The sequence below is a fragment of the Actinoplanes sp. ATCC 53533 genome (assembly GCF_003947245.1).
Genome location: NZ_QHHV01000166.1, coordinates 1 through 18,141 on the forward strand (window position 1 = coordinate 1; position 18,141 = coordinate 18,141).

The 18,141-nt window shown below is 72.2% G+C and carries 14 protein-coding genes; 13 read left to right on the forward strand and 1 reads right to left on the reverse strand.

All coding sequences use genetic code 11. The features are described 5' to 3' along the window. A partial coding sequence (locus DMB66_RS42530) for a class I tRNA ligase family protein (protein ID WP_148112815.1) occupies positions 1-1,621 on the forward strand: 1,621 nt, incomplete at its 5' end. 144 nt (positions 1,622-1,765) lie between these two features. Further along, a complete protein-coding gene (locus DMB66_RS42535; RefSeq protein ID WP_125809797.1) occupies positions 1,766-2,446 on the forward strand; it encodes a 1-acyl-sn-glycerol-3-phosphate acyltransferase in 681 nt (226 codons plus the stop codon). Between the two features lie 204 nt (positions 2,447-2,650). Here DMB66_RS42535 and DMB66_RS42540 read toward each other — a convergent pair whose 3' ends face one another. Further along, positions 2,651-3,076, reverse strand: coding sequence for a hypothetical protein (locus DMB66_RS42540; protein WP_125809798.1), 426 nt, complete (start codon positions 3,074-3,076; stop codon positions 2,651-2,653). Between the two features lie 1,768 nt (positions 3,077-4,844). Between DMB66_RS42540 and DMB66_RS42545 the strand changes: the two genes are divergently transcribed. The 11 genes from DMB66_RS42545 to DMB66_RS42595 all read left to right on the forward strand — a co-directional run bounded on the left by DMB66_RS42545 (position 4,845) and on the right by DMB66_RS42595 (position 18,137). After that, positions 4,845-5,636 (forward strand): alpha/beta fold hydrolase, encoded by a 792-nt coding sequence (locus DMB66_RS42545; protein WP_125809799.1) that lies wholly within the window; start codon positions 4,845-4,847, stop codon positions 5,634-5,636. A gap of 33 nt (positions 5,637-5,669) precedes the next feature. Continuing rightward, positions 5,670-8,150 (forward strand): SpoIIE family protein phosphatase, encoded by a 2,481-nt coding sequence (locus DMB66_RS42550; RefSeq protein ID WP_125809800.1) that lies wholly within the window; start codon positions 5,670-5,672, stop codon positions 8,148-8,150. After that, a complete protein-coding gene (locus tag DMB66_RS42555; protein ID WP_125809801.1) occupies positions 8,147-8,491 on the forward strand; it encodes an STAS domain-containing protein in 345 nt (114 codons plus the stop codon). The genes DMB66_RS42550 and DMB66_RS42555 overlap by 4 nt, the downstream gene beginning before the upstream one ends. 62 nt (positions 8,492-8,553) lie before the next feature. Then, complete coding sequence (locus tag DMB66_RS42560; RefSeq protein ID WP_125809802.1) at positions 8,554-10,506, forward strand: TIGR03960 family B12-binding radical SAM protein; 1,953 nt, start codon at positions 8,554-8,556, stop codon at positions 10,504-10,506. Positions 10,507-10,557: 51 nt separating this feature from the next. Next, a complete protein-coding gene (locus DMB66_RS42565; RefSeq protein WP_125809840.1) occupies positions 10,558-11,292 on the forward strand; it encodes a TIGR03936 family radical SAM-associated protein in 735 nt (244 codons plus the stop codon). A gap of 130 nt (positions 11,293-11,422) precedes the next feature. Beyond that, complete coding sequence (locus tag DMB66_RS42570) at positions 11,423-14,611, forward strand: Rne/Rng family ribonuclease (protein WP_125809803.1); 3,189 nt, start codon at positions 11,423-11,425, stop codon at positions 14,609-14,611. 122 nt (positions 14,612-14,733) lie between these two features. Further along, positions 14,734-15,264: a hypothetical protein gene (locus DMB66_RS42575; protein WP_125809804.1), complete on the forward strand. Its 531-nt coding sequence runs from the start codon at positions 14,734-14,736 to the stop codon at positions 15,262-15,264. 163 nt (positions 15,265-15,427) lie between these two features. Then, complete coding sequence (gene rplU, locus DMB66_RS42580) at positions 15,428-15,742, forward strand: 50S ribosomal protein L21 (RefSeq protein WP_125809805.1); 315 nt, start codon at positions 15,428-15,430, stop codon at positions 15,740-15,742. Positions 15,743-15,750: 8 nt separating this feature from the next. Then, on the forward strand, positions 15,751-16,011 hold the full coding sequence (gene rpmA / locus DMB66_RS42585; protein WP_125809806.1) for a 50S ribosomal protein L27: 261 nt from the start codon (positions 15,751-15,753) through the stop codon (positions 16,009-16,011). A gap of 87 nt (positions 16,012-16,098) precedes the next feature. Continuing rightward, entirely contained in the window at positions 16,099-17,589 is a 1,491-nt protein-coding gene (gene obgE / locus DMB66_RS42590; RefSeq protein WP_125809807.1) for a GTPase ObgE, read from the forward strand. 68 nt (positions 17,590-17,657) lie between these two features. After that, positions 17,658-18,137 carry a GNAT family N-acetyltransferase gene (locus DMB66_RS42595; protein ID WP_125809808.1) on the forward strand — a complete coding sequence of 160 codons (480 nt, stop codon included), beginning with the start codon at positions 17,658-17,660 and terminating at the stop codon, positions 18,135-18,137. The last annotated feature ends 4 nt before the right edge of the window (positions 18,138-18,141 follow it).

An 18,141-nucleotide genomic window follows, 5' to 3' on the forward strand; every position in this document is an offset into this window, starting at 1 on the left:
CGAGGTCACCGACCTGCACCGGCCGTATGTCGACGAGCTGACCCGGCCCAACCCGGACGACCCGACCGGGCAGTCGACCATGCGCCGGGTGCCCGAGGTGCTCGACTGCTGGTTCGAGTCCGGGTCGATGCCGTTCGCCCAGGTGCACTACCCGTTCGAGAACAAGGACTGGTTCGAGCACCACTACCCGGGCGACTTCATCGTCGAATACATCGGGCAGACCCGCGGCTGGTTCTACACCATGCATGTGCTGGCCACCGCGCTGTTCGACCGGCCGGCGTTCCGCAACTGCCTGAGCCACGGCATCCTGCAGGGCGCCGACGGCCGCAAGATGTCCAAGAGCCTGCGCAACTACCCGGACGTCTACGAGGTCTTCGACTCCTACGGCTCCGACGCGATGCGCTGGATGCTGATGTCCTCGCCGGTGCTGCGCGGCGGCGACATGCCGGTCACCGAGGTGGCGATCCGCGACTCGGTGCGCCAGGTGCTGCTCCCGGCCTGGAACGTCTGGTACTTCTTCAGCCTGTACGCCAACGCCGCAGGTCACGAGGCCCGCCTCCGGACGGACTCGACGCATCTGCTGGACCGCTACATCCTGGCGAAGACCAGTGAGCTGGTCTCGGACACCACCCGCCAGCTCGACGAATATGACATCTCGGGCGCGGCGGCGTCGGTGCGGGCCTACCTGGACGCGCTGACCAACTGGTACGTGCGCCGCTCGCGGGACCGCTTCTGGGCCGGCGACGCCGACGCGTTCGACACCCTCGCCACCGTCCTGGAAACCCTGTGCCGGGTGATGGCGCCGCTCGCGCCGCTGACCGCCGAGGAGATCTGGCGGGGCCTGACCGGGGAGCGGTCGGTGCACCTGACCGACTGGCCGGACGCCGGCGCGTTCCCCGCCGACCACGAGCTGGTCGCCTCCATGGACGCGATCCGCGAGGTGGCCTCGGCGGCGCTGTCGCTGCGCAAGGCCAGGGCGCTGCGGGTGCGGCTGCCGCTGGCCAGGCTGACGGTGGCCACCCCGGCCGCCGACGCGCTGCGGCCGTTCGCTGACCTGCTCGCCGACGAGGTCAACGTCAAGGACGTGCGGCTCAGTGCCGATCTGGCCGCGTACTCCCAGCAGATCTTGACCGTGGTCCCGCGGGCCCTCGGCCCGCGCCTGGGCAAGCAGGTGCAGTTGGTCATCAAGGCCGTCAAGGCCGGCGACTGGCAGCTCGTCGACGGCGCGCCCGTCGCCGCCGGCGTCACCCTGCGGGAGGGCGAATACGAGCTGAAGCTGGTCGCCGCCGACGCGGAGAACTCGGCGCCGCTGCCGGCCGGCCGCGGCGTGGTGCTGCTCGACACCGAGGTCACCCCGGAACTGGCGGCCGAGGGCCTGGCCCGCGACCTGATCCGGGTGGTGCAGCAGGCCCGCCGGGACGCCGGGCTGGACGTCTCGGACCGGATCGCCCTGCGGGTCGCGGCGCCGCCCGCGGTCGCGGCGGCCGTCGAGGTGCACCGGGACTTCGTCGCCGCGGAGACCCTGGCGACCTCGCTGAGCCTGGATGAGGCGGCGATCGGCTTCAGCGGCGAGGTCGGCGACGGCGAGACCGTGACGGTGGCGGTCACCCGCGCGGTGTGAATCCCGCCTCTTGCTCGGCATTTGCCGCATTGCGCGGCAAATGCCGAGCCGGCCGGGAGTAACTCGACGGGAGTTTTCCGGGCTGTTTCCGTTAACCTCACATCGCCCCACACACTTTCTTGTAGTCCCGCCCGGAGGAACACGTTGCCGCTGCTCTACTCGATCGGCAAGATCACTGTCGGTCCCGTGATGACACTCGGCTGGCGGCCGCGCGTCGAAGGTCTCGAGCACATCCCCAAGACCGGCGGCGCGATCTTCGCCGGCAACCATCTGTCGGTCGCCGACGAGCTGTTCCTCGGCGCCGTCGTGCCGCGGCACATCGCGTTCTGGGCCAAGTCCGAGTATTTCCGCGGCGGCGGCCTCAGAGCCAACATCACCAAGTTCGTGCTGGAGGGCCTCGGCGCGATCAAGGTTGAGCGCGGCGGCGGCCGCGCCGCACTGGCCGCCTTCGACGGCGCGATCCCGGTGCTCAAGGCCGGTGACATGGTCGCGGTCTACCCCGAGGGCACGCGCTCCCCGGACGGCCGGCTCTACCGCGGGCGTACGGGCGTGGCACGGCTCGCCGTCGCGGCGGGCGTGCCGATCATCCCGGTGGGCATGCTCGGCACGGAGAAGGTGCAGCCGATCGGGCAGCGCCTGCCCCGGCCCGGCCAGGGCAAGGTCACGATCAAGTTCGGCACGCCGATCCCCACGGTGGGCCGCAGCGACGACCGCACCGCGCTGCGCGAGCTGACCGACGAGGTCATGGCCGAGATCCAGAAGCTCACCGGCCAGGAGTACGTGCCCAGATACGCCCCGCCGCGCGGCGCGCCGCCGGCCGCCTAGCCCGCTCGGACCGCTTTGGCAGATCTTGGTAGCTTTTGGTCCCCCTGGGGGCCACTGGTTACCAAGATCTCAACGTGGTCCCTGGTTGGCTGCGGTCCTCCGAGCGGGCCCGGTCCTGAGAGCGGGCCCGGTCCTGAGAGCGGGCCCGGTCCTGAGAGCGGGCCGGGTCCTGCGAGCGGGTCCGGTCCTATGAGCGGTCCGGTCCTATGAGCGGGTCAGCACCACGCTGCGTAGGACGCCGGTGAGTTCCGCGCTTTCCGTAATGGAACGCCTGGTCAGCAGCACCGTGGCGAGGCTGCCGTGATCCGCCCAGGCGCAGACGACGACGGCCTTGCCGCCGGAGCGGCCGACCCCGCAGCGCTCGTGCACGCCGGTCTCGCCCAGGTCGAAGGTCTCGATGCTCTTGATCTTGTATTCGCTGGTCAGGTGGGCGAGTTCGGCCTCGACGTCGGACTCGGGGGTGAACCGCAACCCGGTCGTGCCGAAGACGGTGACCCGCTTGCCGTTCCCGTCCGCGTAGACGCCGGCGAACACCTCCCCCTGGACCAGGCTGGTCCCGCTCAACTGCTCGGACAGCTGCTCGACAGCACGACGGCTCGCGCCGTCGTCGCGCAGATCAAGATCGGCCACGGTCGCCGGCAGGGCGGCCGAGACCGGATACTGCCGGGCGGCGGGCCAGGCGAGATAGGCGGGTACGCCGCAGCAGCAGACGAAGCTGGCCAGCGTGAACAGGAACAGGTTGCGCCGCCAGCGTCGCTTCCGGCGTGGTGCGGGCGGCGGGCGCTTCCCCTCCGGCTGGTTGGTCCGGCCGTGGGGTGGCTGTGCTTGCCCCGGCGGGCTGTTCCGGCCCTGGGATGGCCTTGCCTGCGCCGGCCGGCCCGATGGCGCCCAGGCCGGCGGGGTGGGCCGGCCGGCCGGTGCCCAGGTCGGTGGGGCGGGTCGGCCGGACGGTGCCGAGGTTGGTGCGGGCCGGGCCGCGGCGGTTCGGCCCGGTGCGGCCGGCGGTGGCGCTGGTGGCCTCGGCTGAATCGGGAGGCGGTTGACCGGGGGCTGGGGCGGTTGGTTCGCGCGGTTCTTGCGACCCCAACGGCGGCGGCGTGGCGGGCTTCCGGCGGCACCCGCCGGTGCGACCGGCGGGGACGCGATCGGGGGCGGCCCGGCAGCCGCACCCGTACCGGCCGGCGGCGCAGGGGGCGCCGATCGCCCGGCGGTGGGCCAGGTGAAGGGCTTCGCCGCCTGGCCCTCAGGCTGCTGCTGGCCGCGCGGTTGGGGCGCCTCGGCTCGGGCCGGCGGCAGCGGTGCCGCCGCACGCGTCGGCTGCCGGGGTGATTCCGCACGCGTCGGCGGCAGGGGCGCGTCCATCCGGGTCGGTGGTAGCGGCGCCTCCATCCGCGTCGGTGGTAGCGGTGCGTCCATCCGGGTCGGTGGCATCGCATCCTGGATCCGGGTTGGCGGCATCGCCTCCGGGAACGGTAGCTCTGCCTGCCAGGGGGTGTCCTGATCGGCCCACGGATCCACTGCGGGAGTGGCCGACCAGTCCTCGCTGTCCGCCCACGGGTCGACCGGTGCTGTTGCCCCCGCCGCCGAGCCCGCGCTTGCCGTGCCTGCTGGCCCCGCGCTCGGCGTGCCTACCGCGCCTGCTGGCCCCGCGCTTGCCGTGCCTGCCGCGCCTGCTGGCCCCGCGCTTGCCGTGCCTGCCGCGCCTGCTGGCCCCGCGCTCGGCGTGCCTGCCGCGCCTGCCGGTCGGCGGCGCGACCACCAGGGGCGCTTCGGGACATGGGGCGGTACGGCCGCCGAGCCGCTCCAGCGGGCCGGAGGCTCAAGCTCGCCGCTATCCCGTGTCCCATCGGCCGCTGGACCACCGGCACCGGCCTCGGCGTCGACCTTGGCTTCGGCGTCGACCTTGGCCTCGGCGGAGGGAGCGGAAGGGGCCGACCCCGAGGCCGGCGCAGGCGCGCCCTCCTGCCCGGCAGGACTGGGTGCGACCGGCCCGGCAGGAGCGGGCGTCGAAGGCGCACCGTCCCCGTCGGCCGGGGCGCTCTCGACGCGGGTGGGGTCCGGCGCCGTCACTCTGTCGATCCGGGTGGGGTCCGGCGCTGCCGGCACCCCGGGTCCGTGGCCAGGTCCGTCGATCCGGGTGGGTGTGGCGTGCTCCGGGGCCCGGGCGGCCGGATTCTCCGGCTGCTTGTCGGCCATCCGTCGATCTCCTTCCGCTGCTCGCCCCGTGTCCGCGTGCCGCCCGGCTGCCGGGCTTCTTCCGCCAGGTTAGAGGCGGTCCGCCACCCCATCGACCGGCACGACGGCTCCGGTGAGGTGAGTGTCACTCGTGAAAAACGGACACCGGGGGCGATGTGTCGGACCTTACGGAGTCGTATGGTGACCCGGTGGTGAGCGCGAGATGAGGACGGCGGAGCGAAACGCGGTGTCCGTGACCGGCCGGCCGGATGGCCAGCCGATGCTGTTCGCGCACGGTTACGGCTGCGACCAGAACATGTGGCGCTTCGTCGCGCCCGCGTTCCTGGAGACCCATCGGGTCGTGCTCTTCGACCATGTCGGTGCCGGCCGGTCCGATCTGGGCGCCTACGACGAGCAGCGATATTCCACTCTCGACGGGTATGCCGACGACATCCTGGAGATCGTGCACGAGCTGGACCTGCGGGATGTCGTCTTCGTCGGCCATTCGGTCAGCGCGATGATCGGGGTGCTCGCCGCGAACCGCGAGCCCGACCGCTTCGCCAAGCTGGTGCTGGTCGGCCCGTCGCCGCGATACCTCAACGACGGTGATTACGTCGGTGGCTTCGACGCGAGCGACATCGAGGCGATGCTGGAGTCGCTGGACAGCAATTATCTGGGCTGGTCGAGCGCGATGGCCCCGGTCATCATGGGCAACCCGGAGCGGCCCGAGCTGGGCGCCGAGCTGACCAACAGCTTCTGCGCCACCGATCCGGAGATCGCCAAGAAGTTCGCCCGCGTGACGTTCCTCTCCGACAACCGCGTCGACCTGGGCGGATCCCGTACGCCGGCATTGATCCTGCAATGCGCCGACGACATCATCGCGCCGGCGGTCGTCGGCGATTATGTGCATCACAACCTTCCCGGGAGCACACTGGTGGCCATGAATGCGACCGGGCACTGTCCCAATCTCAGCGCGCCGGCCGAGACCATCGCCGCCATCAAGGCCTTTCTGTAGAGCGATGAATCAGACCGGCGGCGGGGGCCCGACGTGACGCAGGACCTGCGGGTTCCCTGGGAGGAAGAGCCCGGGGATCTCTACGAGAACGCGCCCTGCGGCTATCTGACCACGCTGCCGGACGGCACGATCGTCAAGGTCAACGAGACGTTCCTGGCCTGGACCGGCTACGCCCGCGGTGAGCTGGTCGGGCGGCGGCGGTTCCGGGACCTGCTCGGCACGGGCGACCAGATCTACCACGAGACCCACTACGCACCCCTGCTGAACATGCAGAACGACGTGCACGAGATGGCCTTCGAGCTGCTGCGCGCCGACGGCGAGCGGCTGCCCGTCCTGGTCAACTCCACCCTCGGCCGCGACCCGGAGGGGCTGCCGCGGGTCATCCGGATCATGATCTTGAATGCCACCGAGCGGCGCGGCTACGAGAAGGAGCTGCTGGCCGCCCGGCTGGCGGCCGAGACGTCCGAGCGGCGGGTCCGGGTGCTGCAGCGCATCGTGGCCGATCTCGCCGCCGCGCCGACCGAGGCCGAGGTGTCCGATGCCGTCATCCGTGCGCCCGGCCCGGCCTTCGGCGCCGACTCGGCGACCGTCTGGCTCGCCGACCGCGACCGCGATCAACTCGCGGCGGTGACCAGCACCGACTCCGTGAGCATGGCCCGGGACGACATTCCGCGTGGCTCGTCGCGGGCGATCGCGGAGGTGGCGCGGCGCGGTGATCTGCACGTGATCGGTTCGCTCGACGAGGCCGAGGAGCACTTTCCGGAGCTGGCCGTCACGATGCGCCGCACCGCCCGCGGCACGGTCGTGCTGCTGCCGCTGACCGCGGCGCCCGCCGACGATCCGGCCGCCGTCGAGGTGCTCGGCGTGCTCGGGTTCGACTTCGCCGAGCCGCGCCAGCTCAGCGACAGCGAGCTGGGTATGGTCCGCCTCCTCGGTCACCAGGCCGGTCAGGCCCTGGACCGGGCCCGGCTCTACGACGACGCCCGCCGGCGGGAGAGCCGGGCGATCTTCCTGGCCGGGACGACCCGGGCGCTGGAGGTGCTGCCCCGGCTCCGGCCGCGGGCCCACAAGCTCGTGGAGCGGATGGTTCCCGAGATCGCCGAGTGGGCCGCCGTACGGCTGCGGGTCGGTGAGGCCGGCGTGCTCGCCGACGCCGGTGGGCCGGCGCCCGACCCCGAGCGGCTGGCCGACCGGGTCGCGCAGGTGCTGCTGGACGGCACGGCGCAGTTCACCGACGCCGACGGGCTCGACGCCGAGTGCGCCGTACTGCCGCTCGTGGCCAACGGCCGGGTCTTCGGCACGCTCGCGCTGCGGATGCCGCCGGACCGGCGGACGGCCGCGGCCGAGGCGGGCTTCCTCACCGACCTGGCCGACCGGGCCGGGCTCGCGCTGGAGAACGCCCGCCTCTACGAGCAGGAGCGGACGATCGCCCGGACCCTGCAGCGCAGCCTGCTCGCCGGTGAGCTGCCCACGGACCCCCGGTTCGCGATGGAGACGCACTACCAGGCCGCCGCGCACGACCTCGAGGTCGGCGGCGACTGGTTCGACGCGTTCCTGATCACACCGGACCGGCTGGCCGTCGTCGTCGGCGACGTGGTCGGCCGCGGCATCGACGCGGCCACCACGATGGGCCAGCTGCGCAGCGCCATCCGCGCCCTGGCCTCGGCCGAGGCGGGTCCGGCCCGGTTGCTGGAACGCCTTGACCTGTTCGTCGAGCGGGTCGAGTCGGCCCGGATGGCCACGGTCGCGTACGCGGAGATCGACCTGGCGGCCCACGAGATGGTCTACGCCTGCGCCGGTCACCTGCCGCCGTTGCTCGCCGAGCCGGGTGGAGCGCCGCGTTATCTGCTCGGGGCCCGGTCCGGGGCGCTCGGCTCCCGGGCCGGCCGCCAGGCCAGGATCGAGCAGCGCATGCCGCTGCCGCCCGGCAGCCGGCTGCTGCTCTACACCGACGGTCTCATCGAGCGGCGCAACCGCCGCATCGACGCCGGCTTCGAGGTGCTGGCCCGCACGTACGCGGGCAAGCGCGACTCCCCGCTGCCGGGGCTGACCGTCGCGCTCGCCGACATGCTCGTCGGTCAGGACCACGCCGACGACGTCTGCCTGCTCTGCCTGGCCCTGGGCACCGAGCGGCGGCTGGAACGCACGATTGGCGCGGACCCGGTGCAGATCGCCCTGCTGCGCAAGGATCTGCGCGGCTGGCTGGTCGCCCACGCGGTCGACGAGGAGAGCGCCGAGGCGGTGCTGCTGGCCTGCTCGGAGGCGGTGGCTAACGCGATCGAGCACGGCTACCGCGACGATCCGCTGGGCGAGGTCGACATCGTCGCCACGGTGTCGCCGGAGGCCGTCGACGTCCGGGTCGCCGACCAGGGTGTCTGGGCCGAGCCCGAGGCCGGTGGCTCGCGCGGGCGTGGTCTGCAGCTCATTCGCAAGGTGATGGACGAGGTCGCGTTCGAGCACGGCGCCGGGACGACGGTGACGATGCGGCGGAGCCGCGGGCAGGCGCAGCGGTGACCGACCGGTGGGTGACCTTCGCCAGGCTGGGCGAGGCCGATCTGGTCCGGCTCGCGGGCGAGATCGATCTGGCCAACGCGCCGGAGATCGGCCGCGAGATCGTGCGCCGGACCGGCCGGGCCGCCGCCGTGGTGATCGACCTCACGGCCGTATCGTTCCTGGACAGCGCCGGTGTGCGGCTGCTCGACGCGCTGGTCGGCGACCTCGACGCGCAGAGCACGCCGGTCCGGCTGGTGGTGGGTGCGACCGGCGCCGCGCGGATGACGCTGCAGCTGTGCGCGTTCCGGGATGATCTCCTGGCCACCGACCTGGACCGGGCCGCGGCGGAGTTAGGCGGCTGAGCTTTACCCGCGGCGGAGAACCCATGTGAGCCCGTTATCTGAGCCGCGTACCCTGGTGCCCCATGAGCGTTAGTTCCGTCTTCCCGCAGCTCGAGCAGCTGCTGCCCAGGGTCAGCAAGCCGATCCAGTACGTGGGCGGCGAGCTCGGCGCCGTCGTCAAGGACTGGGACGCCACCACGGTGCGGTGGGCTCTGATGTATCCCGATGCGTACGAGGTCGGGCTGCCGAACCAGGGTGTGCAAATCCTGTACGAGGTGCTCAACGAGCAGCCCGACGTGCTGGCCGAGCGGACGTACGCGGTCTGGCCGGACCTCGAGGCGCTGATGAAGGAAGCCGGCGTCCCGCAGTTCACGGTCGACGCGCATCGCCCGGTGCACGCCTTCGACGTGCTGGGCCTCTCCTTCGCCACCGAGCTGGGCTACACCAACATGCTGTCGGCGCTCGACCTGGCGGGCATCCCACTGGAGTCCAAGGACCGCACGGTGGACCACCCGATCGTGCTCGCCGGCGGCCACGCCAGCTTCAACCCGGAGCCGATCGCCGACTTCATCGACGCCGCCGTGCTCGGCGACGGCGAGGAGGCGGTTCTTGAGATCACCGGCATCATCCGGGAGTGGAAGGCCGAGGGCTGCCCCGGCGGCCGCGACGAGCTGCTGCTGCGCCTGGCGCGCACCGAGAGCATCTACGTGCCGCGCTTCTATGACGTCGACTACCTGCCCGACGGCCGGATCCAGCGTGTCGTGCCCAACCGTCCGGACGTGCCGTTCCGGGTGCACAAGCGCACGACCATGGATCTCGACGCCTGGCCGTACCCGAAGAAGCCGCTGGTCCCGCTCGCCGAGACCGTCCACGAGCGGTATGCCGTGGAGATCTTCCGGGGTTGCACCCGGGGCTGCCGGTTCTGCCAGGCCGGCATGATCACCCGCCCGGTGCGGGAGCGCTCGATCACCACGGTCGGCCAGATGGTCAAGGAGGGCCTGGAGTTCTCCGGTTTCTCCGAGGTCGGCCTGCTCTCGCTGAGCAGCGCGGACCACTCCGAGATCGGCGACATGTGCTCCGGCCTGGCCGAGCAGTATGCCGACACCAACGTGTCGCTGTCGCTGCCCTCGACCCGGGTGGACGCCTTCAACATCGACCTGGCCCAGGAGTTGTCCCGCAACGGGCGGCGCACCGGCCTGACCTTCGCCCCCGAGGGTGGCTCCGAGCGGATCCGCAAGGTCATCAACAAGATGGTGACCGAGGAGGATCTGATCCGGACGGTCGTCACGGCATATTCGAACGGCTGGCGCAGCGTGAAGCTGTACTTCATGTGCGGCCTGCCCACCGAGACCGACGACGACGTGCTGCAGATCGGCCGGATGGCGCACGAGGTCATCAAGGCCGGGCGCATCGCCACCGGCACCAAGGACATCAAGTGCACGGTCTCCATCGGCGCGTTCGTGCCCAAGCCGCACACCCCGTTCCAGTGGGCGGCCATGGAGCGCCCGGAGGTCATCGACAACCGGCTCCGGATGCTCAAGCAGGAGATCAACAGCGACCGGTCGCTGGGCCGGGCCATCGGTTACCGCTACCACGACGGCGAGCCTTCGCTGATCGAGGGCCTGCTCTCGCGCGGTGACCGCCGGGTCGGTGCGGTGATCCGGCGAGCCTGGGACAAAGGCCAACGTTTCGACGGCTGGAGCGAGCACTTCTCGTACAGCCGCTGGGTCGAGGCCGCCGCCGAGACGCTGCCCGCCTTCGGGGTGGACCTGGACTGGTTCACCACCCGCGAGCGCGAGCAGCTCGAGGTGCTGCCCTGGGACCACCTGGACTCGGGCCTGGACAAGGACTGGCTCTGGAAGGACTGGCAGGACTCGACGACCGAGTTCGAGCAGGACGACTGCCGCTGGACCCCGTGCTTCGACTGCGGCGTCTGCCCGTCGATGGACACCGAGATCCAGATCGGCCCCACCGGCAAGAAGCTGCTCCCGCTGACGCCGACGAACGGCCTCCGCTCGCCCGCGCACACGCATTAGAAGGGCAAGAAGATCGCCAAGAACCAGCCCGTGGGTGGGCAAGCCCCGGTCGTGCAGCGCATCCGCCTTCGCTACGCGAAGCGCGGACCGCTGCGTTTCACCTCGCACCGGGACTTCGCCCGGGCCTTCGAGCGCGCGCTGCGCCGGGCCGCCGTGCCGATCGCCTACTCCCAGGGCTTCACCCCGCACCCCAAGATCTCGTACGCGAGTGCGGCGCCCACCGGTGTGGGCAGCGAGGCGGAATATCTGGAGATCGGGCTGCAGGCCGAGGTCGACCCGGCCGAGCTGCGCGCCGCGCTGGACGCCGCGCTCTCGCCCGGCATCGACATCCTCGACGCGGTGGTGGCCACCGAGGGCAGCCTCGCCGACCGGATCAACGCGTCCCGCTGGCTGGTGGAGCTGCCACAGGTCGAGCCGCAGGTCGCGGCCGACGCCGTCGCGGCGTTCCTGGCGGCCGAGGAGGTGCTGGTCGAGCGCATGACGAAGCAGGGCCGGCGGTCGTTCGACGCGCGGTCCGCAGTGACCGTCTTCGCTGTGACCAAGGAGTCTGGCGCACCTTCCGGGGCCGCGGCCGCACCGTGTGCGATAATCGACCTTGTCGTGCGGCAGGTGACTCCCGCCGTGCGACCCGATGACGTCCTTTCCGGCCTGCGTGTGGTGGCTGGCCTGGAGCCGCCGGTGCCCGCACGGGTTACCCGGCTGGCGCAGGGCACTCTCACGCCGCAGGGGGAGATCGTCGATCCGTTGGAAGCGGATCGCGAGGGCGCCACCATCGGAGGGCTCTGACCGTTCGGTCGGCGTCCACGTTGGCAGACTTCGGCAGCCCGTCCGACACGGTCGGGGCCGAAATACTTGCGGCGACCCTGCGTGGCAGCGCTTACCCGCGCCCGGGGCCGCCAGAACTGGAGAGCGCCCCATGCTCGATAACGAGCCACAGGGCGGTGAACGGGACGGAGTCACGACTCCTTCCGTCGATGCCGCCGAGAGCACCACTCCCGCGCGCCGTACGCGTGCCCCGAGACGTAAGGCGACGCCCGCTGCCGCACCGGCAGTGGACGCACCCGGCGTAGAGCCGGGCGCCGCCGACGAGGCGGCCGGCGCCGTCGACGCGGCGGTGGAGCAGGCCCCCGCGGCCCCGGTCCGCCGGCGTCGCAAGGCAGCCGCGCCCGCTGCCGCACCTGCGGCGGTCGAACCGGTCGCCGAGGACCCCGCCGTGGTGGCGGAGAGCCTGCCCACCGACGGTGAGCCGGTCGCGCCGGTGAAGGCCGTCCGCAGCCGCCGCAAGAAAGCGGTGCCACCTGCCGCGCCGGTCGAGCCGGTGGTGGAAGAGCCTGCCGCCGAGGAAGAGCCGGTTGTCGAAGAGCCGGTCGTCGAGGCCGTCGCCGCCGAGCCGGTCGTGGAGCCGGTCGTGGAGCCGGCCGCGCCGCTGATCGGCGTGCTGCCACTCGACGACGACCTGGTGGAGGAGACGCCGGCACCCCGCAGCAGGAGTCGTAGGGCCGCCTCCCTGCCGCCGGCGGTGCTGTTCATGCCGCCGGAGCCCGAGGCCGAGCCCGCGCCCCGCCGGGCCCGTCGTGGTGCCGTGGCGCCCGTCGCCGCGCCCGCCGACGAGATCATCGCCGACGAGCCGCCCGCCGAGGAGCCCGTCGAGCAGGAGGCCGCCGAGGCGCCGCGCCGGGTGACCCGCAGCCGTCGTCGCCGTGGTGCGGCCGCCGAGGAGCAGGCGGAGGTCACCGACGTCGTCGAGCCCGCGCTCGAGGAGGTCGACGAGACCGCCGACGACGTCGAGGACGGCGCCGAGGACGAGTTGGACGAGGACGGCAACAGCCGCCGTCGTCGCCGTCGCGGCCGTCGTGGCCGGGGTCGCGGCAAGGGCCCGCTGGACGAGGGCGACGACGCCGAGGCCGAGGCCGAGGGTGACGTGGAGACCAGCACCGAGGGTTCCGCGGACGCCGAGGCCGAGACCGAGGACGAGGAGGACGCCGAGGACGGCGACGGGGTCACCCGCCGCCGGCGCCGCCGGCGTCGCAAGGGTGCCGGCGACAACGAGACCGGCGGCATCGAGGACGGCGTGCACACCGTCGTCCGGGTCCGCGAGCCGCGCACCCGCGAGCGCTCCGACGAGGTCCAGGGCGTGTCCGGCTCGACCCGGCTGGAGGCCAAGCGCCAGCGCCGGCGGGACGGCCGCGAGCAGCGCCGCACCCGGCCGCCGATCCTGAGCGAGTCCGAGTTCCTGGCCCGCCGCGAGGCGGTCGACCGGGTCATGGTCGTGCGGCAGAAGCCCGACCGCACCCAGATCGCGGTGCTCGAGGACGGCGTCCTCGTGGAGCACTACGTCTCGCGCTCCACGTCCGGGACGATGGTCGGCAACGTCTACCTCGGCAAGGTGCAGAACGTGCTGCCGAGCATGGAGGCGGCCTTCGTCGACGTCGGCCGCGGCCGCAACGCCGTGCTCTACGCCGGCGAGGTCAACTGGGACGCCACCGGGCTGGAGGGCCGGGCCCGCTCGATCGAGCAGGCGCTGCGCTCCGGCGACTCGGTGCTGGTGCAGGTCACCAAGGACCCGATTGGGCACAAGGGCGCCCGGCTGAGCAGCCACATCGCGCTCTCCGGCCGGCACCTGGTCTACGTGCCGAACGGCAACGCCTCCGGGATCAGCCGCAAGCTGCCCGACAACGAGCGCAAGCGCCTGCGGGACGTGCTGAAGAAGCTGGTGCCGGACGGCGCCGGGGTCATCGTGCGGACGGCTGCCGAGGGTGCCAGCGAGGACGAGCTGGCCCGCGACGTCAAGCGGCTGCAGGCGCAGTGGGACGACATCCAGGCCCGGGCGGCCGAGGGGCACGCGCCGGCGGCGCTCTCCGAGGAGCCCGACCTGGTCATCCGGGTGGTCCGGGACCTGTTCAACGAGGACTTCCGCGAGGTGGTCATCCAGGGTGAGCAGGCCTACGGCGAGGTGGAGAGCTACCTCGAATCGGTCTCTCCCGAGCTGCTGGACAGGCTGCACCGCTACGTCGGGACGGCCGACATCTTCGCCGACAAGCGGATCGACGAGCAGATCCTCAAGGGCCTGGACCGCAAGGTCTTCCTGCCCTCGGGCGGTCACCTGGTCATCGACCGCACCGAGGCGATGACGGTGGTCGACGTCAACACCGGCAAGTACACCGGTGCGGGCGGCAACCTCGAGGAGACGGTCACCCGCAACAACCTGGAAGCGGCCGAGGAGATCGTCCGTCAGCTCCGGTTGCGCGACATCGGCGGCATCGTGGTGATCGACTTCATCGACATGGTGCTGGAGAACAACCGTGAGCTGGTGCTGCGCCGGCTGACCGAGTGCCTGGGCCGCGACCGGACCAAGCACCAGGTCACCGAGATCACCTCGCTGGGCCTGGTGCAGATGACCCGCAAGCGGATCGGCGCGGGCCTGCTGGAGGCGTTCACCGAGACCTGCGACCACTGCAAGGGCCGCGGTCTGATCATCCACACCGAGCCGGTGCCCGAGAAGCGGGTGCCGGGCGCGGCGACCCAGGTGAAGGCGGTCGCCGCGGCGGCCCGCACCGAGGCGCCGGTGCAGCAGCCGAGCACCAAGTCGCGCCGTCGGCGTGGCGGCGGCGAGCAGTCCTCGGCCGAGGTCGAGGCCGAGCCGGCCGTGGTGGAGGCCGCGCCGGCGGAAGCGGCTTCGGTGGAGGCTGCTCCAGTGCGGACGGCTGCCGTCGAGCCGGCCGTCCGCGACCGGACGACCGAGGACCCGGCCGCGGAAGTGGCGGGTCTGCCGGCCGGTCCGAGCGCCGGGTCGGGCATCGCCGCGCCGGCGGCGGGCTCGGGGATCGTGGCGCGTTCGGCGCCGGCGGCCGCGGCGGCCTCCGACGACGAGTACGACATCAGCGGCTACGACCTGTCCCGGTACGACTCCGGCACCAACGGCGCGGGCTATCCGGCCGAGCCGATGCGGCTGACCGGCTCGGACGACCCGGACGCGGCGGAGGACCCGGACGAGGTCGACGAGGACGGCGACGGCGAGGGCGAGGACGACGAGCCGGTGGGTGCCGGCGCGGGCGCCCGGCGTCGTTCGCGGCGCGGTGGCACCCGGCGGCGAACCCGCCCCTGAGTGGTGGCCGGGCGGCCTCGGCGGGGATCTCCCCGCTGGGCCGCCCGGCGCAGCCGCACTGAGCTATCTCGGCTACCCTCGTGCTGCCGTCCGGGGCCGACCTGCGAGGAGTGCCGATCTCGATGCGACGCCTGCTGTGCGCCACCGCCGTGAGCGGCGCCCTGCTGCTGCTCGGCGCCGGCTGCTCGTCCGACGACCAGGCCGGCACCACCGCGGCGCCGGCTCCGCTCGCCTCCGGCGCGTCCGCCCCGGCTGTCGGCGGCGCCACCACCAGCTCGGCCCCGGCTGCCGGGCCGGGCCCGGGTGATGTGGCCCTGGCGGGCAACAGCGACGCGATCTGCCAGCAGGCAGCGAAGACCGGCGCCGACGCGGCCGGGACCTTCGCCGAGGACCTGAAGCTGCGCATCGACGCCGAGTCGGCGCAGGACGCCGACCAGGTGGCCAAGGCCAAGGCCAAGACCACCCGGGACGTCGAGAACTACGCGTACGCGCTGACGGACATGTCGAAGCTGGCCTCGGAGCCCGCGCTCAAGGCGGCGCTGGCGGACATGGGCAAGCAGGTCGCGACGCTCAGGGGCGACGTGCTGAAGATGGACGCGGCCCTGCTCACGAAGCTGCGGGGCACCCTCGACAAGGCCTGCGGCAAGGGCTGATCGATCCCCGGTTTGGGTCCGGGGCGTGCGATGAAGTAGTCTTTCTAGCGGCGCATTTTCGTGCGCCTGTTCCGTGCGCGCTCCGGTTTCCTAGACGGGCGCGAGGATCTCAACATCCGCCAGCAGCTCAGTTCGCTGCGTAAGTCTCAGGGAGTCCGCGTCGATGTACGCGATCGTCAAGACCGGCGGCAAGCAGTACAAGGTTGCCGAGGGCGACGTGATCGAGGTCGAGAAGCTCGCGGGTGTGCCCGGCGACGCCCTGACCCTCGCCGCGGTGCTCCTCGTCGACGGTGACAACCTGGTGACCGATGCGGCCAAGCTTGCCAGCGTGACGGTGTCCGGCGAGATCGCCGAGCACACCAAGGGTCCGAAGATCCGGATCCACAAGTTCAAGAACAAGACCGGCTACCACAAGCGCCAGGGGCACCGTCAGCCGCTGACCCGCGTCAAGGTGACCGGCATCACGAGCGGGAAGTAGGGGCAGCCATGGCTCACAAAAAGGGTGCGTCCAGCTCCCGCAACGGCCGCGACTCCGCCGCCCAGCGGCTGGGCGTCAAGCGGTTCGGCGGCCAGCTGGTCAACGCGGGCGAGATCATCATCCGCCAGCGTGGCACGAAGTTCCACCCGGGAGAGCTCGTCGGCCGTGGCGGCGACGACACGCTGTTCGCGCTGGCCAAGGGCAATGTGCTCTTCGGCCACACGCGGGGTCGCAAGACCATCAGCATCGTGCCGGTCGCGGCGGAGTAAGCACCACGTCACAGCGGGCCGCGGACCTCTCGGGTCCGCGGCCCGCTGTTGTTTTCAGGTTTTTGAGTTTTTGAGCTAGGAGACGCAGTGGCAACGTTCGTCGACCGGGTCGTGCTGCACCTGCAGGCAGGTGACGGCGGACATGGCTGTGCCTCCGTCCGCAGGGAGAAGTTCAAACCGCTCGGCGGCCCGGACGGTGGCAACGGCGGGCACGGCGGCGGGGTCATCCTGGTCGTCGATCCGCAGCTGCACACCCTGCTGGACTTCCACTTCCACCCGCACGTCAAGGGGCCGAACGGCACCGGGGGCGCGGGTGCCCACCGCGACGGCGCCAACGGCAAGGACCTGGTCCTGATGGTGCCGGACGGCACAGTCGTGCAGACCCCCGACGGCGAGGTGCTGGCCGACCTGATCGGCGGGGGGACCACCTTCGAGGTGGCCCGCGGCGGGCGCGGCGGGCGCGGCAACGCCTCGCTGGCGAACGCCCGGCGCAAGGTCCCCGGCTTCGCGGAGCTGGGCGAGCCGGGCGACCAGCTCGACGTCGTGCTCGAGCTCAAGAGCGTCGCCGACGTCGGCCTGGTGGGTTTCCCGTCGGCGGGCAAGTCCTCGCTGATCGCGGTGATGTCCGCCGCCAAGCCCAAGATCGCCGACTATCCCTTCACCACGCTGGTGCCGAACCTGGGCGTCGTGCAGGCCGGCGAACACACCTTCACCGTCGCGGACGTTCCGGGCCTGATCCCGGGCGCGGCCACGGGCAAGGGGCTGGGGCTGGAGTTCCTGCGGCACATCGAGCGGACCTCGGTGCTGGTGCACGTGCTCGACTCCGCCGCGCCCGAGATCGAGCGGGACCCGCTCGCCGACCTGGACGCGATCGAGGCGGAGCTGGCCGCGTACGGCGGGCTCGAGGAGCGACCGCGGCTGGTCGTGCTCAACAAGATCGACATCCCGGACGGGCGCGACCTGGCCGAGATGGTGCGCCCCGAGCTGGAAGCCCGCGGCATGCCGGTCTACGAGGTCAGCGCGGTGACCCGCGAGGGCCTCAAGGAGCTGATGTACGCCCTGGCCGAGACCGTGGCGGGGCACCGGCTGGCGGCGCCCGCCCCCGAGGCGACCCGGACCGTGGTGCGGCCCCGCGCGGTCGACGAGAAGGGCTTCACCATCGAGGTGGACGGCGACGGCGTCTACGTCGTCCGGGGCCTCCAGGTCGAGCGCTGGGTCCGGCAGACGAACTTCGACAACGACGAGGCCATCGGCTTCCTCGGCGACCGGCTCGACCGCCTCGGCGTCGAGGCGGCGCTGGCCAAGCAGGGCGCCCAGGCCGGCAGCCCGGTCCGGATCGGCGATCGAGAGTTCGACTGGCAGCCGAACACGGCCGAGTACGTCTCCGGCCCGCGCGGCACCGACATCCGCCTGGAGGAGACCAACACCCGGGCGAGCGCGGCGGCCCGGCTGGCGGCCCGCAAGGCACGCCGGGTCCGCGGCGACGACGAACTGCTGCACATGGCCGAGGACGGGACGATCTCGTCGGTCTCGATGGCGTCGAAGCCCGTCCTGGTCGACCACGACGACGACGAGTAGGCCGTTCGCCGGGTCGCGGCCAGATCCCCGCAACCCGGCGGAAACGGACCACGCCTAGGGTGACCAGCGTGTTGATCGAATCGCGTGCCCCCTCCGACGCCGAACTGGCCGCCCTGGTGATCGCGCAGCAGCAGGAGCTGAGCGAGGCCGACGGCGGGCTCGATGGCGTCAGCTACCTGCCGCACGACGACGCCTCGTATCTGGTCGTCGTGCTGCACGGGCGGGCGGTGGCGTGCGGTGCGTGGCAGCCGCTGGAGCCCGGCGTGGCAGAGCTCAAGCGGATGTACGTGCGGCCGGCGTTCCGCGGCCGGGGCATCGCCCGGCAGCTGATCGTGGCGCTGGAGGAGGAGGCGCTGGCCGACGGCCGGCCGGTGCTGCGCCTGGAGACCGGCACCTACCTGCCGGCGGCGATCGGCCTGTACCGCTCGGCGGGCTACGTCCCGATCCCGGTCTTCGGCGAGTACGTCGGCAACCCGTTCAGCGTGTGCTTTGAGAAATCGCCCCCGGCACGAGTTTCCCGCCTCGCCGGGAGTCGAACTGCGTCGTGACCAC

Excerpts from the sequence above, each read along its gene's own strand:
- DMB66_RS42560 (WP_125809802.1), top strand. The coding sequence starts at position 8,554 with ATGAGCGTTAGTTCCGTCTTCCCGCAGCTCGAGCAGCTGCTGCCCAGG.
- rplU (WP_125809805.1), top strand. The coding sequence starts at position 15,428 with ATGTACGCGATCGTCAAGACCGGCGGCAAGCAGTACAAGGTTGCCGAG.
- DMB66_RS42570 (WP_125809803.1), top strand. The coding sequence starts at position 11,423 with ATGCTCGATAACGAGCCACAGGGCGGTGAACGGGACGGAGTCACGACT.
- rpmA (WP_125809806.1), top strand. The coding sequence starts at position 15,751 with ATGGCTCACAAAAAGGGTGCGTCCAGCTCCCGCAACGGCCGCGACTCC.
- DMB66_RS42575 (WP_125809804.1), top strand. The coding sequence starts at position 14,734 with ATGCGACGCCTGCTGTGCGCCACCGCCGTGAGCGGCGCCCTGCTGCTG.
- DMB66_RS42545 (WP_125809799.1), top strand. The coding sequence starts at position 4,845 with ATGAGGACGGCGGAGCGAAACGCGGTGTCCGTGACCGGCCGGCCGGAT.